Source organism: Bacillus sp. FJAT-42315, from assembly GCF_002797375.1.
GTDB lineage: Bacteria > Bacillota > Bacilli > Bacillales > Domibacillaceae > Bacillus_CE.
Genome location: NZ_KZ454941.1, coordinates 1,486,311 through 1,506,496, shown reverse-complemented (window position 1 = coordinate 1,506,496; position 20,186 = coordinate 1,486,311). Strand labels below are relative to the sequence as shown.

The 20,186-nt window shown below is 40.2% G+C and carries 20 protein-coding genes and 1 other annotated feature; all 20 genes read right to left on the bottom strand.

Annotated elements, in window-relative coordinates; genetic code table 11:
• Positions 1–157 precede the first annotated feature (157 nt).
• Positions 158–688 carry a hypothetical protein gene (locus tag CEF22_RS07195; protein WP_232726078.1) on the bottom strand — a complete coding sequence of 177 codons (531 nt, stop codon included), beginning with the start codon at positions 686–688 and terminating at the stop codon, positions 158–160.
• 148 nt (positions 689–836) lie between these two features.
• The gene (gene rpoD / locus CEF22_RS07190) at positions 837–1,958 is read right to left on the bottom strand and encodes an RNA polymerase sigma factor RpoD (RefSeq protein WP_094835746.1); all 1,122 of its coding nucleotides are present in this window, start codon (positions 1,956–1,958) and stop codon (positions 837–839) included.
• A gap of 37 nt (positions 1,959–1,995) precedes the next feature.
• Positions 1,996–3,804, bottom strand: a complete 1,809-nt coding sequence (gene dnaG, locus CEF22_RS07185; protein WP_100402319.1) for a DNA primase — start codon at positions 3,802–3,804, stop codon at positions 1,996–1,998.
• 441 nt (positions 3,805–4,245) lie between these two features.
• Positions 4,246–5,055 (bottom strand): pyruvate, water dikinase regulatory protein, encoded by an 810-nt coding sequence (locus CEF22_RS07180; RefSeq protein ID WP_100403935.1) that lies wholly within the window; start codon positions 5,053–5,055, stop codon positions 4,246–4,248.
• Positions 5,056–5,084: 29 nt separating this feature from the next.
• Positions 5,085–5,717 carry a helix-turn-helix transcriptional regulator gene (locus CEF22_RS07175; RefSeq protein ID WP_198508037.1) on the bottom strand — a complete coding sequence of 211 codons (633 nt, stop codon included), beginning with the start codon at positions 5,715–5,717 and terminating at the stop codon, positions 5,085–5,087.
• A 278-nt stretch (positions 5,718–5,995) separates the two neighbouring features.
• A complete protein-coding gene (glyS, locus tag CEF22_RS07170) occupies positions 5,996–8,068 on the bottom strand; it encodes a glycine--tRNA ligase subunit beta (RefSeq protein ID WP_100402317.1) in 2,073 nt (690 codons plus the stop codon).
• Entirely contained in the window at positions 8,061–8,951 is an 891-nt protein-coding gene (glyQ, locus tag CEF22_RS07165) for a glycine--tRNA ligase subunit alpha (protein ID WP_094835750.1), read from the bottom strand. The genes glyS and glyQ overlap by 8 nt, the downstream gene beginning before the upstream one ends.
• Positions 8,952–9,016: 65 nt before the next feature.
• Positions 9,017–9,193: a binding site (T-box leader), on the bottom strand.
• A 47-nt stretch (positions 9,194–9,240) separates the two neighbouring features.
• Entirely contained in the window at positions 9,241–10,014 is a 774-nt protein-coding gene (gene recO, locus CEF22_RS07160; RefSeq protein WP_100402316.1) for a DNA repair protein RecO, read from the bottom strand.
• A 24-nt stretch (positions 10,015–10,038) separates the two neighbouring features.
• Positions 10,039–10,194 carry a YqzL family protein gene (locus CEF22_RS07155; protein WP_095480740.1) on the bottom strand — a complete coding sequence of 52 codons (156 nt, stop codon included), beginning with the start codon at positions 10,192–10,194 and terminating at the stop codon, positions 10,039–10,041.
• A 109-nt stretch (positions 10,195–10,303) separates the two neighbouring features.
• Positions 10,304–11,221 carry a GTPase Era gene (gene era / locus CEF22_RS07150; RefSeq protein WP_100402315.1) on the bottom strand — a complete coding sequence of 306 codons (918 nt, stop codon included), beginning with the start codon at positions 11,219–11,221 and terminating at the stop codon, positions 10,304–10,306.
• Entirely contained in the window at positions 11,214–11,612 is a 399-nt protein-coding gene (locus CEF22_RS07145; protein WP_095480712.1) for a cytidine deaminase, read from the bottom strand. Before CEF22_RS07145 ends, era begins: the two co-directional genes overlap by 8 nt.
• 77 nt (positions 11,613–11,689) lie before the next feature.
• On the bottom strand, positions 11,690–12,082 hold the full coding sequence (locus CEF22_RS07140; protein ID WP_100402314.1) for a diacylglycerol kinase family protein: 393 nt from the start codon (positions 12,080–12,082) through the stop codon (positions 11,690–11,692).
• Positions 12,066–12,539, bottom strand: a complete 474-nt coding sequence (gene ybeY, locus CEF22_RS07135; RefSeq protein WP_095480710.1) for an rRNA maturation RNase YbeY — start codon at positions 12,537–12,539, stop codon at positions 12,066–12,068. The genes CEF22_RS07140 and ybeY overlap by 17 nt, the downstream gene beginning before the upstream one ends.
• Positions 12,540–12,557: 18 nt before the next feature.
• Positions 12,558–14,681, bottom strand: coding sequence for an HD family phosphohydrolase (locus CEF22_RS07130; RefSeq protein ID WP_100402313.1), 2,124 nt, complete (start codon positions 14,679–14,681; stop codon positions 12,558–12,560).
• 156 nt (positions 14,682–14,837) lie between these two features.
• Entirely contained in the window at positions 14,838–15,800 is a 963-nt protein-coding gene (locus CEF22_RS07125; protein ID WP_100402312.1) for a PhoH family protein, read from the bottom strand.
• Positions 15,763–16,992, bottom strand: coding sequence for a sporulation protein YqfD (gene yqfD / locus CEF22_RS07120; RefSeq protein WP_100402311.1), 1,230 nt, complete (start codon positions 16,990–16,992; stop codon positions 15,763–15,765). The genes CEF22_RS07125 and yqfD overlap by 38 nt, the downstream gene beginning before the upstream one ends.
• Positions 16,993–17,004: 12 nt before the next feature.
• Positions 17,005–17,289 carry a sporulation protein YqfC gene (yqfC, locus tag CEF22_RS07115; RefSeq protein WP_095477756.1) on the bottom strand — a complete coding sequence of 95 codons (285 nt, stop codon included), beginning with the start codon at positions 17,287–17,289 and terminating at the stop codon, positions 17,005–17,007.
• 58 nt (positions 17,290–17,347) lie between these two features.
• The gene (locus CEF22_RS07110) at positions 17,348–17,653 is read right to left on the bottom strand and encodes a hypothetical protein (RefSeq protein WP_157843190.1); all 306 of its coding nucleotides are present in this window, start codon (positions 17,651–17,653) and stop codon (positions 17,348–17,350) included.
• A 73-nt stretch (positions 17,654–17,726) separates the two neighbouring features.
• Positions 17,727–18,707: a flotillin-like protein FloA gene (gene floA / locus CEF22_RS07105; RefSeq protein WP_442857396.1), complete on the bottom strand. Its 981-nt coding sequence runs from the start codon at positions 18,705–18,707 to the stop codon at positions 17,727–17,729.
• A 31-nt stretch (positions 18,708–18,738) separates the two neighbouring features.
• Positions 18,739–20,052 carry an NfeD family protein gene (locus tag CEF22_RS07100; protein WP_100402309.1) on the bottom strand — a complete coding sequence of 438 codons (1,314 nt, stop codon included), beginning with the start codon at positions 20,050–20,052 and terminating at the stop codon, positions 18,739–18,741.
• Positions 20,053–20,186 lie beyond the last annotated feature (134 nt).

Genomic DNA, 20,186 nt, shown 5'->3' with positions numbered 1-20,186 from the left:
AGTACAAACACCTTTTATTTTACTTTAAAAACAGAATGACGGAAAGCCCTTATCATCAAGTTTTTTCATTTTTGTCGTAATTTAGACACATTTTGTTCTTTAATGATTAGAACAAATAAAAACATCCCTTTACAGCTAAATTTCTATATTTTTTATATTATATAAATATAAAAATAATTAACACGACAAAACCTAACCAAGCAGAGATCGTAAAATAAATTAACTGTAACTTTCTCCCTGCTATCCACCATAATAAACAGTTGATAAAAAGAAGATAGTTAAGAGAAAAGAAACCTTTCCCTTTCATTATTTCATGAAGTTCGACTGAATATACAAGCAATAAAATGGCAGCCCCAACATAAAACATCGGAAATAGTAAACCTTTTTTAGAAAAATAAAAACCTAAACTTAAAAGCACTACGACAAAAAATACCAAAATCGCTGTTTGCAAAGGGAAAGACATTTCAGTAAAATATAGGACAAATAGCGAAATCATTAAAATGGATAAAGACACCAATATACTTTTAAGCGGGAAGTTTTTGCTTTGTTTTGTTTGGATTAAAGACTCATCCCACTCTTCCCCTTGACTGTATAAGGAAAGCAAATAATCACAATATTGTTCAGGAAGCATGTGATTTTCTTTCCACAATAATATTTCTTTCATAATGATCTTTTGTTTATCATCCAACTGTTGTCACATCCTGCTCGAGACTTAGTTTGTCACAAACACATCTTCTCAAAAAATAAAGTGCCAGACACCTCCAATAGTATTGATCATTTGAAAAATACTATATATTTGGAGAGACTAGGCACTTGTAGATCAGCTTGTTAACCTATTATTCAAGAAAATCCTTTAGGCGTTTACTTCTGCTTGGATGACGAAGCTTACGAAGTGCCTTCGCTTCAATTTGACGAATACGTTCACGAGTGACACCGAAAACCTTTCCTACTTCTTCAAGTGTGCGTGTACGACCATCATCTAAGCCGAAGCGAAGACGAAGCACATTTTCTTCACGATCTGTTAATGTGTCTAGTACATCTTCTAGCTGCTCTTTCAATAGCTCATACGCAGCATGTTCAGACGGTGAAGTAGCCTCTTGATCTTCAATGAAATCGCCTAAGTGAGAATCATCTTCTTCACCAATTGGTGTTTCAAGTGAGACCGGCTCCTGTGCGATTTTAAGGATCTCTCTTACTTTTTCAGGTGTTAAATCCATTTCTTCAGCAATTTCTTCCGGAGACGGTTCACGACCTAAATCTTGAAGTAGCTGTCTCTGAACACGAATCAGCTTATTGATCGTTTCTACCATATGAACAGGAATTCGAATCGTTCTTGCTTGGTCGGCAATCGCACGAGTAATCGCTTGACGAATCCACCATGTCGCATACGTACTGAATTTAAAGCCTTTACGATAATCAAATTTCTCAACCGCTTTAATGAGACCCATATTCCCTTCTTGAATTAAGTCAAGGAATAGCATTCCACGTCCGACATAGCGCTTGGCAATACTAACAACTAGTCGTAAGTTAGCTTCAGCTAGGCGACGTTTCGCCTCTTCGTCCCCTTCTTCAATGCGAGTAGCAAGTTGAATCTCTTCATCTGCTGAAAGAAGGTCGACACGACCAATTTCTTTTAAATACATACGCACTGGATCATTAATTTTCACACCAGGAGGAACACTTAAGTCATTTAAATCAAACTCTTCACTTTCTTTTTCAAGCTCATGAATGTTTGGATCTTCCTCTTCATCTTCATCATTGGTGATGTCGATCCCTTGCTCGCCAAGATGCTCATAGAATTCGTCCATTTGGTCAGATTCTACTTCAAATGGTGACAATTTATCAGCTACATAGTCATAGGATAGCTTTCCGCGCTTTTTCCCTATTTCTATAATTTGCTCTTTTGCTCTTTCTAATGTGACTTCAGTTTCTTTGGAACGTGTTGACTTTTCAGCCATGTGTCCCCCTCCTTCCAACATCCTTACCTCATACTACTTACACTTTTAACTCTTTTTTCAACTTTACTATTTCCATCGCAAGTTGAGCGGCTGTTTGATAATCATTTGCTTTTTCCGCTGCTATTTGCTGTTGTTTCTTTGCTTTGATGACTAGCTTTTTGCGGTACTTAAATACTTCTTTTATATAATCATGCACTTCCTCGTCATTTACATACTCACTGACCATCATCATTTCAATATCGGAAACGAGTCGGCGCAAGTTGGCATCTGGAAGAAAGTTAATAAAGATGCTGGAATCTGGTCCATGTCCTTCTTCGTAAAAGCCAAGTAAATACGTGAAAATAGCTTGATGTTCATCGATATTAAACGCTTCACTCCCCATTAACTCCTTCACTTTATAGGCGATATCCGCGTCTTTCAACATATGAGCGATTAGCCTTCGCTCAGCTGTTTGATAGGCTGGATAGAGCTTTTGGGTCGTCTGAGGGATCACCGGTAACGTCAACGTCTGTTGATGAGCCGGTTGTTTTTTCCTCTCTTTAAAAAACACCTGTTTCTCTTGCTGTTTTAATGCATCTAGAGAAAGAGAAAACTGATCAGCTATTTGGCGCAAATAATAATCACGCTCAACCGCTTTTTGCAGTTTCGCAATTTCTTTTAACACTTCTTCGATATAGGTAAGCTTTTGTCCTTCATCTTGAAGGTTTTTTCCTTGCTTAAAATATTCCATTTTAAACGCCATTAGCGTCAAGGCAGTCCCTATTATATTGTCACGGAACTTCTCAGCTCCATGTTTCTTAATATAGTCATCAGGATCCATCTTGTCAGGAATCATCGCCACTTTCACCTGACAGCCGCTTTCATTTAGCATTTCTGATGCGCGATAGGCCGCTTGAATACCAGCTGAATCGCCGTCATAGCAAATGACCACTTGATCAGTGATCCGTTTCATCTGTTGGATATGAGCATCGGTCAATGACGTACCCATTGTGGCAATACCAGCTTCTACCCCTGCTGATGCTGCCGCAATGACATCAGCAAACCCTTCAAAAAGAACGGCACCATGCTGTTTACGAATGGCTGATCTTGCTCGGTGAAAATTGTATAACAGGCGACTTTTATTGAAAATAGCGGTTTCTGGACTGTTTAAATACTTCGGCTTCTCTTCATATAGCGCTCGACCTGAAAAAGCAACAACCTTCCCCTTGTCATCATGAAGTGGAAACATAATCCTTCCCCGAAACCGATCAAAGTAAGAACCATCTTCTTTTTGAATAATCAGCCCTGCTCTTTCTAATTCCTCGACCGAAAAACCACGCTTTTGCAAAAAAGTGGTCGTGAAATCCCACTGAGGGAGTGACCAACCGATTTGAAAAGCCTCTATTTCATTTTTAGTAAAGCCGCGTTCTTGCAAATACTCTAACGCTTCCTGACCTTCCTTTGTATTTACCAGCAAATGGTGGTAAAATTTCGTTAGGAGTTCATGAGCTTCAAGCATCCGATCCTCTTCTTTTGAAACAGCTCGATCAGGATGTTCACCCGGAATTTGAATGTCAACAGCCACACCCGCACGATCGGCAAGCTTACTGACAGCTTCTCGAAAAGAAACATTCTCTATTTCCGTGATAAAGGTAAACATGTTTCCCCCGGCTCCGCATCCAAAACAATGATAGATCTGTTTATCAGGTGAGACGGAAAATGAAGGAGAATTCTCTCCGTGAAAAGGACATAGCCCAAAGTAATTTCGACCTTGCTTTTTCAACTGAACGTAATCGCCTATGATCTCAGTAATATCAAGCGATTGCTTAATCTGTTGAATCGTTTCTTCAGGAATCTTTCCTGCCACTTAAACATCACCAGCTATGCTATTAATCGATAACCACCTATTATTTTCTGCAACAGATAGAATAGTTATCGACAAATACCTTCATTTTTTTCTTTCTTTCCTATGCTTTATTATTCTACAAGCTTGTTTAGAATCCTTCTTATATACGAAATAACATAAAAAATTTACGAACATTCCTCACTCTAAACTTCCCTTGGAGGATGGCTAAAGCACATAAATAGTTTATTCCTTTATTCAGACCTCTAAACCTGTTTTAAATACATTTTTATCACAATTTTTTATTATAGTATATGTTCTGCAAAAAGACTATTGTTTTTTTCTAACTTTCAAAAGAAAGTGAAAGAGGCTGCCCTCTTATCACGAAGCTTCTCTTTTAACGGCAAAATATAGTATGTTCACACTATAAATGGCGCGAAAGAAGCCGTAGCTTTAGGACACCCTCTATGTTCTGTTTCTAAATTTACTCATAATAATATTGGCCGTTTCTTCTACTGCTTTATTAGTGACATCGATGATTTCACAACCAATTTTGCTCGTGATCTTTTCAAAGTAAGCCATTTCTGTTTTAATCCGCTCAACATCCGCATAGCTAGCCTGGTCGTTTAGTCCAAGTGAAATCAATCGTTCCCGTCTAATTTGGTTCAGTTTTTCTGGACTTATTTTCAAACCGTAACATTTTTCTGGTGGAATCGTGAATAATTCTTCTGGAGGATCCACCTCAGGTACAAGTGGTACATTCGCCACTTTTAGTCGCTTATGCGCCAAATACTGAGATAAAGGTGTTTTAGATGTTCTAGACACACCAATTAATACAATATCTGCTTTAAGTAGCCCTCTAGGGTCTCGACCATCATCGTACTTGACTGCGAATTCAATAGCTTCTACCTTCTTAAAGTATTCCTCATCTAATTTACGAACAAGCCCCGGTTCAAGAAGTGGTGCCTTTCCATACATTGATTGCAATTGATCCATTAATGGGCCTATCAAATCAAAAATAACAATGTTTTCTTCAAGCGCTCTCTCTTGCATATATTTTCTAATTTCAGGCTTCACTAACGTATAAACGATAATGCCGCGCTCTCCTTTGGCCAAATCGATGACTTCATCAATATGAAACGGATCTTCCACATAAGGGAAGCGTTTAATTATCGCGTGAGATCCGTTAAACTGGCTGACTGCAGCTTTCGTTACTAGTTCAGCCGTTTCTCCTACCGAATCGGAAACAATATAAATAATTGGGTCGTTTACCAACAATCAGCAACCTCCTTTTATTTCAGCACTCAATCGTCATCAGCGAGTGATACGAAGGCTTTCGCAATGTTTGTCTTTGTAATTCGTCCGGTCACTTCATAGCCTAAGTCTGTCTTTTTGACAACAGGAACGGAATCGATTTGTTTATCGATCAGATTCTTTGCCACATCAAGCAGTAAATCATCCTTCTGACAAACCGCAATATTAGGCATTCTCGTCATAATAATATTCACGGGAATCGCACTTAAATCCTGTTTTCCAATACTTGCTCGCAACAAATCCTTTCTTGATAGCACACCCGCTAAACAAGAATGTTCATCCACAACAAACAACGTGCCAACATCTTCTAAAAACATAGTGACGACTGCATCATACACAGATACATTTTCTCTGACCACAACTGGGATTGCTTGATAATCGCGCACATAAATTTTCATTAAATTTTCCGTAAGTAGCTGTGTACCAGTTTTCCCCGTATAAAAATAGCCAACTCTTGGTCTTGCATCTAAAAAGCCCGCCATCGTTAAGATCGCTAAGTCAGGCCTTAAAGTCGCTCTCGTTAAATTTAAGCGCTCAGCAATACTTTCACCAGTAATAGGGCCATTCTCTTTCACAATTTGCAATATTTGATCTTGCCGCTTATTTAGTTCCAATGTCTTCACCACCTAACACGCATTAAAGGCACCACATGTTTAGTTGCAAGAACTTATGCTCCCATCGTAAAGGAGATCAATATTGTTCGAACAACTAAACACGGATGCTTGAATGAACTAAAAGTGTTATACCATATAAGAAATATTATATACTATTTAACAAAAATGAACAGCATAGTTTATCCTTGTTTTTGTTTAAGACGGTCCTTTCAGTCGTCATTCATGAGGGGTGTCACTGAATAATCGATCATCAATAGAGCAAATCCATACGCATATTACACTAGTACTCACTTGACTAAAATCGCGTTGAAATCAGCAAATTCCGTAATTATATGAGCAAGTGTTTTCATTTGTTGTAATCGGTTTGCTTTAATATTAGCCTCTTGTGCCATGACCATCGTATGTTCAAAATAGCTTTCAATCACTGGTTGAAGACTAGCAAGTAACTGATACTTTTCTTCTGAAGATTCCGTTGTTTGCAATGCTTCTTGTATGCGAGTTGTAGCTTGATACAATGCTTTCTCTTCATCATTAGCGAACAAGCTTGGGTCGACAACACTTGTTCCTTCCGCTTTTTTCGCTATATTTAACACGCGGCTAAGTGCTTCCATCACTTCTTTAAAGTTGGCATCCTCTTTATGAGTCATTAGTATGCTAGCTTTTTCAAATAGCGCTGGTAATACGCCAACGTGACCTGCAAGAACGGCATCGATGATATCATGACGCACCCTTTGTTCTTGGAGATTATATTTAACCCGCATCTTAAAGAAGGTCATTAGCTCTTCTAATAAAGTGTCCGCGTCTTTCTCGCCGATCTGATCCGCTTTTACAATCGCGATCGCTGCTTCTACTACTTGTTCTAACGAAACATTCCATTTTTTATCCGCTAAAATATGGACGATGCCCGCCGCTTGTCTTCTTAACGCATAAGGATCTTGAGAGCCTGTCGGAATAATATCGACAGCAAAGCAAGAAACGATCGTATCTAACTTATCCGCCAAGCTTACGAGTGCCCCTGTTAGTGTAGCTGGTGTATCATCTTCTGCATGGCGCGGCTGATAATGTTCATTGATTGCTCGAGCGACTTCTTGATCTTCCCCTTTTTGCAACGCATATTTCTCTCCCATGATTCCTTGAAGCTCAGGAAATTCATATACCATTTGCGTCACTAGGTCAAATTTGCAAATTTGTGCCGCACGATCTGCCTTGCTCTTCGTTTCATTGTTGGCACCTGTTAATTCAGCCAATGTCACCGCTGCTTTACGAATGCGTGCCACTTTTTCTGCCAACGTGCCGATTTTTTCATGATAAACAATCGTTGTTAGCTTATTTAAAAACGTATCGATCGCTGTTTTTTGGTCTTCTTTATAGAAGAAGTCTGCATCCGCTAGACGAGCACGAAGAACTTTTTCATTTCCATGAGCCACTTTATCTAAAGCACGGCTGTCTCCATTACGAACGGTAATAAAGTAAGGAAGAAGTGTCCCATCTTGATCTTTTACTGGGAAATAACGTTGATGCTCTTTCATCGAAGTGATTAACACTTCTTCTGGTAATTCAAGAAACTCTTGATTAAATGAGCCGTAAAGCGCGGTTGGGAACTCGACTAGATTGTTGACTTCTTCTAACAGCGCTTCATCTACAGGGATCATCCATGATTGACCCTTTTCAATCGCTGTTAATTGCTCACGAATCATCGCTTTTCTTTTTTCCGGTTCAGCGATCACATATTGTCCCTCTAAACGTTGGACATAAGTCGAAGCGTCTGTTATTTCTACTTGTTCTCCAAGGAAACGGTGTCCCATTGTTTGATTGCTTGTAGACACATTCGTGATGCTAAACGGAATCACGTCTTGACCAAATAAAGCGATGATCCACTTAATTGGACGTATATAACGCAAGTCATTATCAGCCCAGCGCATATTTTTGCCGAAGTGTAAGCTCGTGATCACTTCGCGAAGTGCTGGTAGTAATTCTATCGCTGGTTGACCTTTCACAAACTTATTGACGTGGGCATATTCAATCCCTTTGATTTCTTTAAAATAAATATCCTCTACCGTCATTCCTTGACCGCGAGTAAATCCGATCGCTGCTTTCGACCACTCTCCATCTTCTGAAAGAGCAATTTTCTTCGCTGGTCCTTTCGCCTCTTCTTCCACATCTTGTTGAGCTTCCGCTACATCTTTAACGATGACCGCTAGACGGCGAGGAGTCGAAAATACTTGAACCTCTCCATGCGCAATGTTTTGTTCTGTTAGAAATGCTTCTACTTTTTGACCGAGCTGATTCATCGATTCAGTGACGAAACGAGCAGGCATTTCTTCTAAACCAATCTCTAGTAGTAAATCTTTTTTATTCATGTTCTGGCTCCCCTTTCCCCTTTAAAATTGGGAATCCTAATTTTTCACGTTCCTCATAAAATGTCTTCGCAATTTGTCTCGCTAAACCGCGCATACGACCTAAATAAGCCGTTCTTTCCGTGACAGAAATTGCTCCCTTGGCATCTAACACGTTAAAAACGTGAGAGCATTTCAATACGTAATCATAGGCTGGATGAACAAGTCCCTCGTCCATTTGACGCTTTGCTTCTTTTTCATAAATCGTAAATAAATTAAATAGCATATCGGCATCACTAGTTTCAAACGTATATTTAGAGTGTTCAAACTCCGGTTGATAAAAAATATCTCTGACCGTAAATCCATCTGTCCATTCTAAGTCAAACACATTTTCTTTCTCTTGAATATACGAAGCAAGACGCTCGATTCCGTATGTAATTTCCACTGAAACAGGTTTACATTCTAAACCACCAACTTGTTGGAAGTACGTAAATTGCGTAATTTCCATACCATCAAGCCACACTTCCCAACCAAGACCTGCACAGCCGAGGGAAGGATTTTCCCAGTTATCCTCTACAAAGCGAATATCATGTTCTAACGGATCGATCCCAAGAGCCTTTAATGAATCTAAGTACATTTCTTGAATATTATCTGGAGATGGCTTCATAATTACTTGAAATTGATGATGCTGATACAAGCGATTTGGGTTTTCTCCATAGCGTCCATCTGCTGGACGACGGCTCGGTTCGACATAGGCTACATTCCAAGGCTCTGGACCAATCGCCCGTAAAAATGTATAAGGGCTCATCGTACCTGCTCCTTTTTCGACATCATAGGCTTGCATTAAAATACAGCCATGTTCAGACCAATGCTTTTGCAATGTTAAAATCATGTTTTGAATATTCATTGTTTAGCCTCTCTTTCTCCTTATGTTAAAAATAAAAAACTCTCGTCCCTATGCACAAAATTGTACATAGGGACGAGAGTTATACCCGCGGTTCCACCCTACTTGCTATAGAAGATCTATAGCCTCTTTTCAATTAGCTGCTCCAGACTGCCTTTCCTTGACGCTCTCTCCCCGGCTCGCACCATCCCGGGTTCGCTTAAAGTAGAGGGAAATCAAGTACTCTATTCCTTCACTGCAACTTTTTATTATCGATTAAGTATATAAAATTTAATCGATAATAGCCGTTTTGTCAATCCTCTTGCTTGCGTTCCGTAAAGATCGCTTCCATTTTTTCTAATTGATCAATGAATCTTCGCGATTTTAAAAACAAACCAGAATATTCATCGTAATACAGGGAAATCGCAGCTCTCAGCTCTTTTTTCGTCTCCACCTTCACGTTGATCGTCCCGAGACGCTCTAAATCAATGTAGTAAAATAATCGCAACAACCTGATCGCGGGTTGTGAAAGCGGCAATCGGTGAGGGTCTATATCAAAGCAGCGATGACAAAGCAACCCATTTTCACGAATCGAAAAAGCGAAGTGACCTTCACAGCTTTGACAATGGACACAGCTTGACAGTTCTAGACGCAAACCAATGACTTGCAACATTTTCATTTCAAAAATGTTTGTCAAAATTTCCGCGTCATACCCTTCATTTAAATAATACAGCGACTGCTTTAAAAATTCGTATAAGTACGGATTCACCTGCTGATCCTCCGTACTTTTGTCTAATAGCTCTACCATATAAGCAGCATAAGCTGTTATCATTAAATCTTCGCGAATATGCCGCATCGAGGTAAGAATTTCTCCTTGCTGTAGCGTCCCGAGACCGCTACCTAGCTGCACAAGAAATTGTCCATGCGTTAACAGCTGAGTAATGGCTGAAAGTCGACTATTTGGCTTCCTCGCCCCTCTAGCCATAAAAGCTATCTTGCCTTTTTCTCTAGAAAATATTGTTACAATTTTATTTGTTTCACCATAATTGGTGGTGCGAATAATGATTCCTTCAACTTTCTGAAGCATGAGAAGGCCATCCTTCCATCCTCCTCAAGTGGTCATCCCAGTCATCGGGAAATCTAATTCCGCCAGCCTGTGCTCTTGTTCAAACGGGGATCCTTCGTTGTCATTTTTAATTTCCTTATACAAAAGGTATGCATCTACACTTCCTGTCTCCGAAAAGACTTTCCAGGTAAAATCCAACATGTTTTTCCCGCCTTTCTTAAAATTGAAACTGGCATTTATTTATGGCTTCTTGTCTTAGCTTCACCGATTCCTTATTGATTATGAGGAGCAAAAATTTCTAGTGTTTTCATTAATAATCGTCTTCACGAAATCCGAAGTCGCGAAGATTGGATTGTTTGTTGCGCCAATCCTTTTGCACCTTTACCCATAGCTCTAAAAACACTTGAGACCCGAGCAGGTTTTCAATATCGATCCGTGAACGCTTTCCGACCTCTTTCAATAAACTTCCGCGTTTACCAATAACGATTCCTTTTTGCGAATCCCGTTCCACAACGATCGTAGCCATCACATTAATAATCTCTTTGTCTTCTCTGCGCTCCATCTTATCAATCACAACCGCAATTGAATGAGGGACCTCTTCTCTCGTTAAATGAAGGACCTTTTCACGAATAAGCTCAGACACAATAAATCGCTCTGGATGATCGGTCACTTGGTCCGCTGGGTAATATTGAGGACCTTCTGGCAAAATCCCCTCGATTTGAGTCAGCAACCGATCCACATTATTGCCTTCAAGAGCAGAAATCGGAACAATCTCTTTAAACGGATATAAATCCTTATACTGCTCAATCAGCTCCATTAACTGATCGGGGTGAATTCGATCGATTTTATTGAGAACAAGAAACACAGGCGTTTGGATGCCTTGCAGCTTGTCGATAATGAATTCATCTCCGCGTCCATAGCCTTCCTCCGCATTAATCATAAACAGCACAAGGTCTACTTCTTTCAATGTGTTGACGGCTACTTTCATCATAAAGTCCCCAAGCTTATGCTTCGGCTTATGAATCCCAGGTGTATCAATAAAGATCATTTGTGCGTCTTCTTTCGTATAGACACCTTGCACTTTATTTCTTGTCGTTTGCGGCTTGTCGCTCATAATGGCGATCTTTTGTCCGATCACTCGATTTAAAAACGTGGATTTGCCGACATTCGGGCGGCCAATGATCGAAATAAAACCTGATTTGTATCTTGTATTCGTTTGATTATTCATGTAAGTCCTCCGGTGAAAATGCTCCTGGTAATAATTGTTTAACTGTATGTTCTTCTATATCCCCTTGAAGGTTCGTTAAAATAACTTTCATGTCAGGTGGACAAAGCTCGGAAATCACTTGGCGACAGGCCCCACATGGAGGTACAGGACGCTTCGTATCCGCTACGACCGCTAAGGCCGCATACTTAGTTGCTCCTTCCGACCACGCTTTAAATAAAGCGGTCCTCTCTGCACAATTGCACATACTGTAGGCAGCATTTTCAATATTGCACCCTTGAAAGACCTTTCCATCCGTGGTCAAAAGCGCCGCTCCTACTTTAAATTGAGAATAAGGAACATAGGCACGTTCTCTCGCCGCTTTGGCTTCTTGAATTAATTGATGAATATCCACATTCATGCTCCTTTGCTTTCTATTTTAATACAAAATCACTTATTTGTAATCCTTTATCAGTAAAAAAACTGAAAAATCTAAATTTTCGAAAATAATTCTGTTAACTTAGGTACAAATAGGATCAACCCTACAATAACAGAAAGAACCGCATATAACAAAACAGCCCCCGCAGCTAGATCCTTCGCCTGTTTCGCTAACGGGTGATACTCTTCTGTCACTAAGTCAACTGTTTTTTCAATTGCTGTATTGATAATTTCTAACACAAACATGCCAAAGACTAAAAACAACACAACCACCCATTCCATTTTCGCAAGCGACAGCCACATACCCATGCCAATAGCTACAACCGCTGCCGCCATATGAAAGCGAAAATTCGGTTCATCCATCGCTAATCGAATGCCTTCTAATGCAAACCGATGAGAAGCGAGCAATCGTTTCCAATGAAAGGTTCGTTTATCTTTCGAGGCCATATTCGTCCAAAATCTCTCTTTGTTTTGCAAACATCACTTTCTCTTCTTCCTCTGTCATATGGTCATAGCCAAGCAAATGAAGCAGGCCATGTACGACAAGAAAGCCTAATTCTCGTTCAAAGCTATGACCATACTCCTCCGCTTGTTCCTTCGCCCGAGGAATGGAAATAATAATATCACCAAGAACGCGTGGAAGATCGTCTGCTCCAGTGATCGCAACCTCTTCCTCACCCATTTCTTCTAGTGCAAAGGAAATCACATCCGTCGGCTGATCTTTGTCACGATAGTCGCGGTTAATTTCTTGAATTCTTTCATTGTCCGTCAGTGTAATAGACACTTCACTCCCAGCATTGACTCCTTCTTTTTTTGCGGTGAAGTTCAATATGTCTATAATCAACTGATGTGTTTGTTCTTTCAATTCTTCTGTCTCATCGATAATATCGATTACTAAATCCATGTTATACCCTCCAATGATTCAACTTTGCTGAGTAGGAGCAACTTCCTCTGCTCCCGGATATTTAATTCGGGAATGAAAGATTCCACTTAACGATTCACATAATGTTTTTTTAACGATTTGTAATTCTTTTAACGAAATGTCACATTCATCAAATTGACCATCATTGAGCCGATCGGAAACGATTTGATCAACAAGCGCTCCAATTTGTTCCGCCGTCGGATGGTCCATCGATCGAACAGCCGCCTCGACACTATCAGCAATATTAATGACGGCTAACTCTTTCGTTTGCGGCTTGGGCCCTAAATAGCGAAAATCACTTTCTTTTATATCAGGATTGGTTTTCTTCGCTTGATAATAAAAATATTTAACGAGTGTTGTTCCATGATGCTGCTCAGCCACATCAATAATTTCTTGTGGGAGTTTATGCTCCTTTAACATCTTCACCCCATCTGTCACGTGAGCGATAATAATATCCTTACTAACTTCAGGTGGAAGCTGATCGTGAGGGTTTCCTAACCCCCCTTGATTTTCGATATAAAACTGTGGATGTTTCGTTTTTCCAATGTCATGATAATAACAACCAACTCTCGCTAACAACCCATTAGCTCCAATTGCTTCACAGGCCGCCTCTGATAAATTAGCGACCATGACACTGTGATGGTACGTACCAGGAGTTTCTGTTAATAGCTTTTTTAGTAACGGCTGATTAGGACTCGATAATTCAATCAGCTTCATTTTTGACAATATGCCAAATGCCGCTTCAAAAAACGGCAACGTCCCCATCGTCAAAACAGCTGATAACAAGCCCGATAAAAACGAAAATAACGTAAAATACAAAAACTCTGTCTGCGTATACTGACCGCTGACAAGTAATTTCAAAAATAAAATAACAAAGACATTTACAAGAGAAACGAGCATCCCGGCACGCAGTAAATTAATATTTTTACTGCCCATTAAAAATAAGATCCCTGCCAAGCCACTAAATAAAATATATAGCCCCATTTCAACATTTAATGCTCCATTTAAATGCTCATTAAAAATCATGGTGCCACAGGTAGATAAAGCAATGGTAACCATAATAGCAAGCCGCTCATTAACAAGAACAGTTAACAACATCGCCGCCAGTGCAGCTGGATAAGCATACGTAAGCTCATAAAAATCGCTATAAGTTAGTATATCGGCAAGCTTCATTAGAAATAAGGAAGACAGAAAGACAACACTTGATAGCACTAAAGCAGATGTTTTTTTCTCTTCCTCTAGAAGTGAATAGTGAAAATAATAGTAAAACAAAAATAAAATAACCGCAATAAAAATGAACAATCCGATCACAGGCTTATAAGACGGATCGTCCTTTAATAAACCTAATAGTTCTAACTGGCGATACGTCTCTCGATCAATTAAGTATCCTTCCTGCACAATGACTTGCCCTTGAAGAATACGAACCGGCTCTACATTGTCCATCGCCTGTTGTTTTCTTTTCTGCGTTAACTCCTTATCATACACGACCGTGGGTACGATGGCGTAGCGAGCAATAGCCGTTGACGCCGCTTGAAGTGGGTCTGGAATCGAAGACACTTGAATTTGATTCGCAACTTCCGCTTTCGTAGCAGCTATTTCTTCTGCGCGAATTCTATTTTCTAAAGAAGACTCGACGAAGTCTTTCGTCTTTTTTTTCACTGAGGCGAGCTCTTTTGGTTCAGCCGCAAGCAAAGAGGACAATTCCTCATCACTAATCACCTTCGCTACATCTTCCGCTTCATTAGTAAAGCTTTTCTTTAAAAATAATAACTGCTCTTTCTCATCGTCAGGATATTTCGTTTTCGCCTCAAGAACAAAATCAAATAACGAGCCGACTAGTAACAATCGATTATTGACGATGTCACTTTTATAAACATAAGCCTCGTCAACTTCCAGAGCCGCTCTATTTTTCTCTTCCTCCGTTTTCTGTTCATCTACTATTGTGACTTGCGATCGAATCGTCCGATCTGAAACCGAAAAGAGTTCAATTTGATACGTTTCCGGTTTCACGTGAGTATACAAGAGCACAAACATCAATATCGCCAATAAAAAAAACACAATCAACGCAAGCACCCGATCACTCACATAGGTACGAATCCGGCAAACCATAGATTGTATGTCCATTACACCCTCCTGCTTATACTCTAGTTTCACTTTTATGGCATATGTAAAATGATAACAGCTTTTTTAAAAAAATTCATGTATCGTCTTGCTCAGTATGTGATTCTCATATGATCATGTTCAATCTTGAACGAAAAAAGACGGCTCATCAGCCGCCTTTTATTCTTCCGCTTCCTCATATGCTTGAATAATTTTGGCAACAAGCGGGTGACGAACGACGTCACTTTGCTCTAAATAAATAAATGAAGCGGAAGCCACATTTTTTAATATATGCTCAGCCGAGACAAGTCCTGACTGCGCTCCTCTAGGCAAGTCAATTTGTGTTCTGTCGCCCGTAATGACCATTTTTGAGCCAAAGCCAAGACGAGTTAAAAACATTTTCATTTGTGCTTTCGTTGTATTTTGCGCTTCATCTAAAATAACGAACGCATCATCAAGTGTTCTCCCTCTCATATAAGCAAGCGGAGCGATCTCAATCGTCCCTCGTTCAATTAGCCTTTGCGTATGTTCTGTTCCTAACACATCATTTAAGGCATCATAAAGCGGACGTAAATAGGGATCTACTTTCTCTTTTAGATCACCAGGAAGAAAGCCCAAGCTCTCCCCTGCTTCCACCGCTGGACGCGTTAAAATAATTCGCTTGACTTGTCCTTTTTTCAGTGCATGAACAGCCATCACGACCGCTAAATATGTCTTACCTGTCCCCGCCGGACCGATCCCAAATACAAGATCTTTATGGCGAATCGCACTGACATACTGCTGCTGACCTAACGTTTTAATACGAATCGATTTCCCTTGGGCATTTTTCGTAATTTCCTGCTCATATAGTTCTTCAAGGTATTCAATCGTCCCACGCTTAGCCATTTGTACCGCATTAATGATATCACGCTCACTAATTTGAATCCCTTTGCGAATGACCATCAACAAACGGTAAATAATTTCTTTCACTAACACCGTTGTCTCTTCCACTCCAGCAATATGAATCGTCTCGCCTCTTGTAATGATCGAAACGTTAAATTCTTCTTCTAATATGGTTAAGTTTTTATCTGACACCCCTAATAAAGCTTGGGCTTCATTTGGGTTATCAAGTTGAAGGTTCATTATGTTTTTTTCTTCTGGCATTCTCTATATCTCCTTGAGTAATTGATTGACCTACTGCGATATTTTCTAGCACTTGGAAGTGAACAATTAACTTAACTTTACCATTCTTAATCTGATTGTGTAAAACCTTTTCTCCCGTAATTTTTGCTTTTTCAGATAATTTCTCTTGTAAATCTTTTCTAGCCGCTTGTAAAGCTTGTACCTTCCCTTGCTCTTCTGTGTACACTCGCTGAATTTTCTCACTTTCATAATAACTTTTCTCAATGTAATGAATCGGGAGCTCTACCCCTAAAAAAGAAATCGGGTGCTCCTTGTTCTCTAATTGAGCATTCGCAAACGCAGGATCTTTAAATCCCCACACTTGAAGTTTCATACGGTCCACCTGTATATAGTATTTTCTTACATTTCGCCCTGTTAACGTGTTGAAATTAGTCGTTAACGGTAGCTCTACCACTGTTTTATACCATGTTTCGCCATACACCTTGCCGGCTGCGGATACTTTTTTAGCATGTTCCTCATCCCCTATATACCCAGAAACTAATAGCTGCCCTTTTCGAACAAATTGATTTCTTTTCACAACAGCTTGTCCTTTCTCTACGAACATACGAACGATGACTGCATCTTTTTTTGCCACTAAGTGTTGCGATTCATTTGTTTGTTTTTCTTCTGGAGTAGTTTTTTCTACAACTCGAAAATGATAGGTACTTCCCCTCAATTCTACTCCAATCCATGTTAATCCATCCACCTCATGAAATAGTTTTTTCTGTACCGTCTCCGGATCATCTAATGAAAAGATTAACCGACCTTTCTGAATCCCTATTTGGTCTAGTTCTTTACGAATTTTATGCTCCATTTCGGGACTTGCTCCGTTAATATCAATCCGCCAGACGACATTTGATAATAACAGCACCAATACCAAAAACGCGACCATTCCCAGGATAAACCCAGAACTTTTGATCATCCTTTTCATCAAGAAAGGCAAGCCTTCTCCTTTTAAAAAAAAGACCTTTCCTTCAAAATCACGAGCGCACTTTCTTAAGTCTTGAACATGATGAAGAGAGAGCGCAAATGTAATCGTCCCCATTTCTTGCCGCTTCACTTGCCAAAGAGGGATACGGGAACGAATCAGCTGATTGAGAAATCGTTCAGCTCCTGGCCCTGTAATTTTGACATGGACCACTCCTCTAAAAAAAACAAGCCACTGATTGTTCAACCCTTCTCCCTCCTATCCTTCTAAATACATCAACTTGACGATTTTCCCTTCGAGCAAGATCTCCTCCGGTAAAATCGTTTTAATCGTAAAAGAATGTCCTTGGATTAATAACTGACCTTTTTTGAGTAACAACCGAACTTCCTTATCTGAAAAAGCAAGTAGACCTCTATGGTTTTCGATATAAATATGCAGCTGGCCGATGATTGTGATGCGCGGAAGGTCCATCATGACATCTTCGGGTAAGTTCATTGAATTTGCCAGCCAATTTTTCATTTGTTGGCCCCACTTTTTCGCCATAAAAAAGAACCCTCCTTTCCTTTCAAATGTATGAAAAGAAAAGAGGGTTCATGTCAGTTTATTTGTTGCGGCGTGCCTTAGGCGGACTAAGCACTTGTGAAAAAATAACTCCTCTTAATAGATCGTCTTCTTCTATTTGATGCGAAGAGGGCTTTTCTTCTTTCACTTTCAATCGTTCTTGTCTGACGCTGCCGATTCTTTGCTCTAACTGTCTTGGAGATGGAGTTATTTCTACTTTCACTTCCTCGACAGCTTGCTTTAACTCACTAACTGTTTTTTTCTTTTGCGTTTCAGGTAGACGAGCCACTGGTCCTGGTGATTTTTTGTCTTTTTCATTGTCGCTAAATCGGTTGAAAATGTTCACAATAATCCCAATCACAATCGCTACAATAATGGATTCAATCGCAAAGACCTCCCTTCAAGCCAAGACAGACGAGTTATTTCTCGTCGTCTTTTCTATCCTTTTTTCCACCAGCCATTTTGCCAATTGAACCACGCATATCTGTGTCAGCATCAATATTTTTATAATTCATATAATCCATTACACCAATGTTGCCACTGCGTAACGCCTCAGCCATCGCTAAAGGTACGTCAGCTTCTGCTTCTACCACTTTCGCATGCATCTCTTGTACGCGCGCTTTCATTTCCTGCTCCGTAGCCACAGCCATCGCACGACGCTCTTCCGCTTTCGCCTGTGCAATATTTTTATCCGCTTCTGCTTGCTCTGTTTGCAATTCAGCACCGATGTTTTTACCGATATCTACATCGGCAATATCAATCGATAAAATTTCAAACGCTGTTCCGGCATCTAATCCTTTAGACAGAACCGTTTGCGAAATCATATCTGGGTTTTCAAGTACTTTTTTGTGATTATCACTAGAACCGATTGTACTAACAATTCCCTCACCGACACGAGCAACGACGGTTTCTTCACCGGCACCCCCGACAAGGCGATCAATATTGGCACGTACCGTAATACGAGCTTTCGCTTTCACTTCAATTCCATCCATCGCGACCCCGGCAATAAACGGCGTTTCAATCACCTTTGGATTAACGCTCATTTGTACCGCTTCAAGCACGTCACGACCAGCAAGATCAATCGCTGCACAGCGCTCAAACGTTAATTCAATATTGGCACGATGCGCGGCAATCAAAGCATTGACGACACGGTCGACATTTCCTCCTGCTAAGTAATGACTCTCTAATTGGTTCGTTGATACGTTAATTCCTGCTTTTAACGCTTTAATCAGTGGGTTAATGACTCGACTCGGAATAACGCGACGAAGCCTCATCCCAATCAATGTCAAAATGCTCACCTTTACTCCAGCAGCTAACGCTGAAATCCATAGCATGACCGGTACAAACGTCAATAAAATTGATAACAAAATAATGCCGATGACAACGGCCACACCTACCATAATTAAACCAGTGTCCATTATATTTCCTCCTTTATTCTTCCAATTCTCTTACAACAATGCGTGAGCCCTCTACCTTGATGATTTTCACTGACTTTTCGGCATTAATAAAACCGCCTTCAGTGACCGCATCAACCCGCTCTCCATCAACCATCACTGTACCCGCTGGTCGAAATGGCGTTTTCGTGATCCCTATTTTTCCGATTAGTTCCGAACGATTGATGTTAGATACGTAGCCACTTTCTGTACTAGTCGAATCCTTTAAAATCATTTTCTTGAAAAATTTCATCTTTTTACCAAACACCTTTACCATTAAAGTCATGCCAAGGGTCGCAATAGCCATGGCAATTAATAACGAAATACCCATCCATTTGACATTATCACCAGCAAGTAAAATACTACCGGTGACGGCTGAGATTCCAAGAAAACCAGCAATACCACCCGGCAAAAACAACTCGGCTACAATTAATATGACACCGATGACAAACAACAATACCGACTCATATCCAGCTAAACCAGCAACAAGATGTCCATAGAAAAATAACAATAAAGAGGATAATCCGACCGAACCCGGCACACCAAACCCTGGAGAATACAACTCTAAAATGAGACCGAGGCTAGCAAGCGACAATAAAATAGGTACAACAATAGGGTTTGTCACAAATCGAGCGATTTTATCCGCCCAACTCTCTTCCACTTGTTTAACCGGCGATTGCTCAACCTTTTCTTCCTTTAATACATCCGCTAACTGATCTACTGTGGCCTTTGAATAACCAGTTTCTAGCGCTTGCTTAGAAGTGAATGTTAACAATTCTCCTTTAGGTGCATCGTATTGTGGCACGTCGATGTTAGGATCGGCCATAGCGATCGCATACTTAGGATCAAGCCCACGTTGTTCAGCCACACTTTTCATCGCTGAACGCCAATAGCTTTGCGCTTTTTTATCAGCCATATTCCCTTGCTGATCAATAACGGCTGCTGCTCCCATTTGCGCATTAGGCACCATATAGATCGCATCGGCATGAAGAGAAATATACGCTCCAGCTGACAATGCTTGATTGTTAATAAAGGCGACTGTCCGAATATCCGTTTCATCTAACAATTTTCCAATATCCCCTGCCGCGTTAACAAGTCCACCAGGAGTGTGAACTTCAAGCACAATTAACTGAGCCCCCTGCTCCTTTGCCTCCTCTATCCCACGCTTCATAAATCCATATAAGCCTTTCTCGACCTCATGATGGACCGGAATCACATAAACAGGCTTATCCTCAGCTTGCGAAACTGTCGGCAAACATATCCCCACAATCAATAATACCAAACTAAACAAAAAAAGCCTGTAACTTTTCACCAAACTCACCACCTCACCTTCCTACTATACGAACAACCCTACAAAAAAGTTTCAATTAAAACGAAATGCGGAAAGCGCTGCCCAGCGGCGGATGAACTGACAAGTATAAAAAAGAGATGGCAACAATCGCCATC

Coding starts and splice junctions, on each gene's coding strand:
- glyS (WP_100402317.1), bottom strand. CDS start 8,068: ATGAATAAAAAAGATTTACTACTAGAGATTGGTTTAGAAGAAATGCCT.
- recO (WP_100402316.1), bottom strand. CDS start 10,014: ATGCTTCAGAAAGTTGAAGGAATCATTATTCGCACCACCAATTATGGT.
- floA (WP_442857396.1), bottom strand. CDS start 18,707: ATGGTAGGTGTGGCCGTTGTCATCGGCATTATTTTGTTATCAATTTTA.
- yqfC (WP_095477756.1), bottom strand. CDS start 17,289: ATGGCGAAAAAGTGGGGCCAACAAATGAAAAATTGGCTGGCAAATTCA.
- glyQ (WP_094835750.1), bottom strand. CDS start 8,951: ATGAATATTCAAAACATGATTTTAACATTGCAAAAGCATTGGTCTGAA.
- era (WP_100402315.1), bottom strand. CDS start 11,221: ATGAATAATCAAACGAATACAAGATACAAATCAGGTTTTATTTCGATC.
- ybeY (WP_095480710.1), bottom strand. CDS start 12,539: ATGGATTTAGTAATCGATATTATCGATGAGACAGAAGAATTGAAAGAA.
- CEF22_RS07130 (WP_100402313.1), bottom strand. CDS start 14,681: ATGGACATACAATCTATGGTTTGCCGGATTCGTACCTATGTGAGTGAT.
- CEF22_RS07155 (WP_095480740.1), bottom strand. CDS start 10,194: ATGTTGGATTTTACCTGGAAAGTCTTTTCGGAGACAGGAAGTGTAGAT.
- rpoD (WP_094835746.1), bottom strand. CDS start 1,958: ATGGCTGAAAAGTCAACACGTTCCAAAGAAACTGAAGTCACATTAGAA.
- CEF22_RS07125 (WP_100402312.1), bottom strand. CDS start 15,800: ATGCCAGAAGAAAAAAACATAATGAACCTTCAACTTGATAACCCAAAT.
- CEF22_RS07140 (WP_100402314.1), bottom strand. CDS start 12,082: ATGGCCTCGAAAGATAAACGAACCTTTCATTGGAAACGATTGCTCGCT.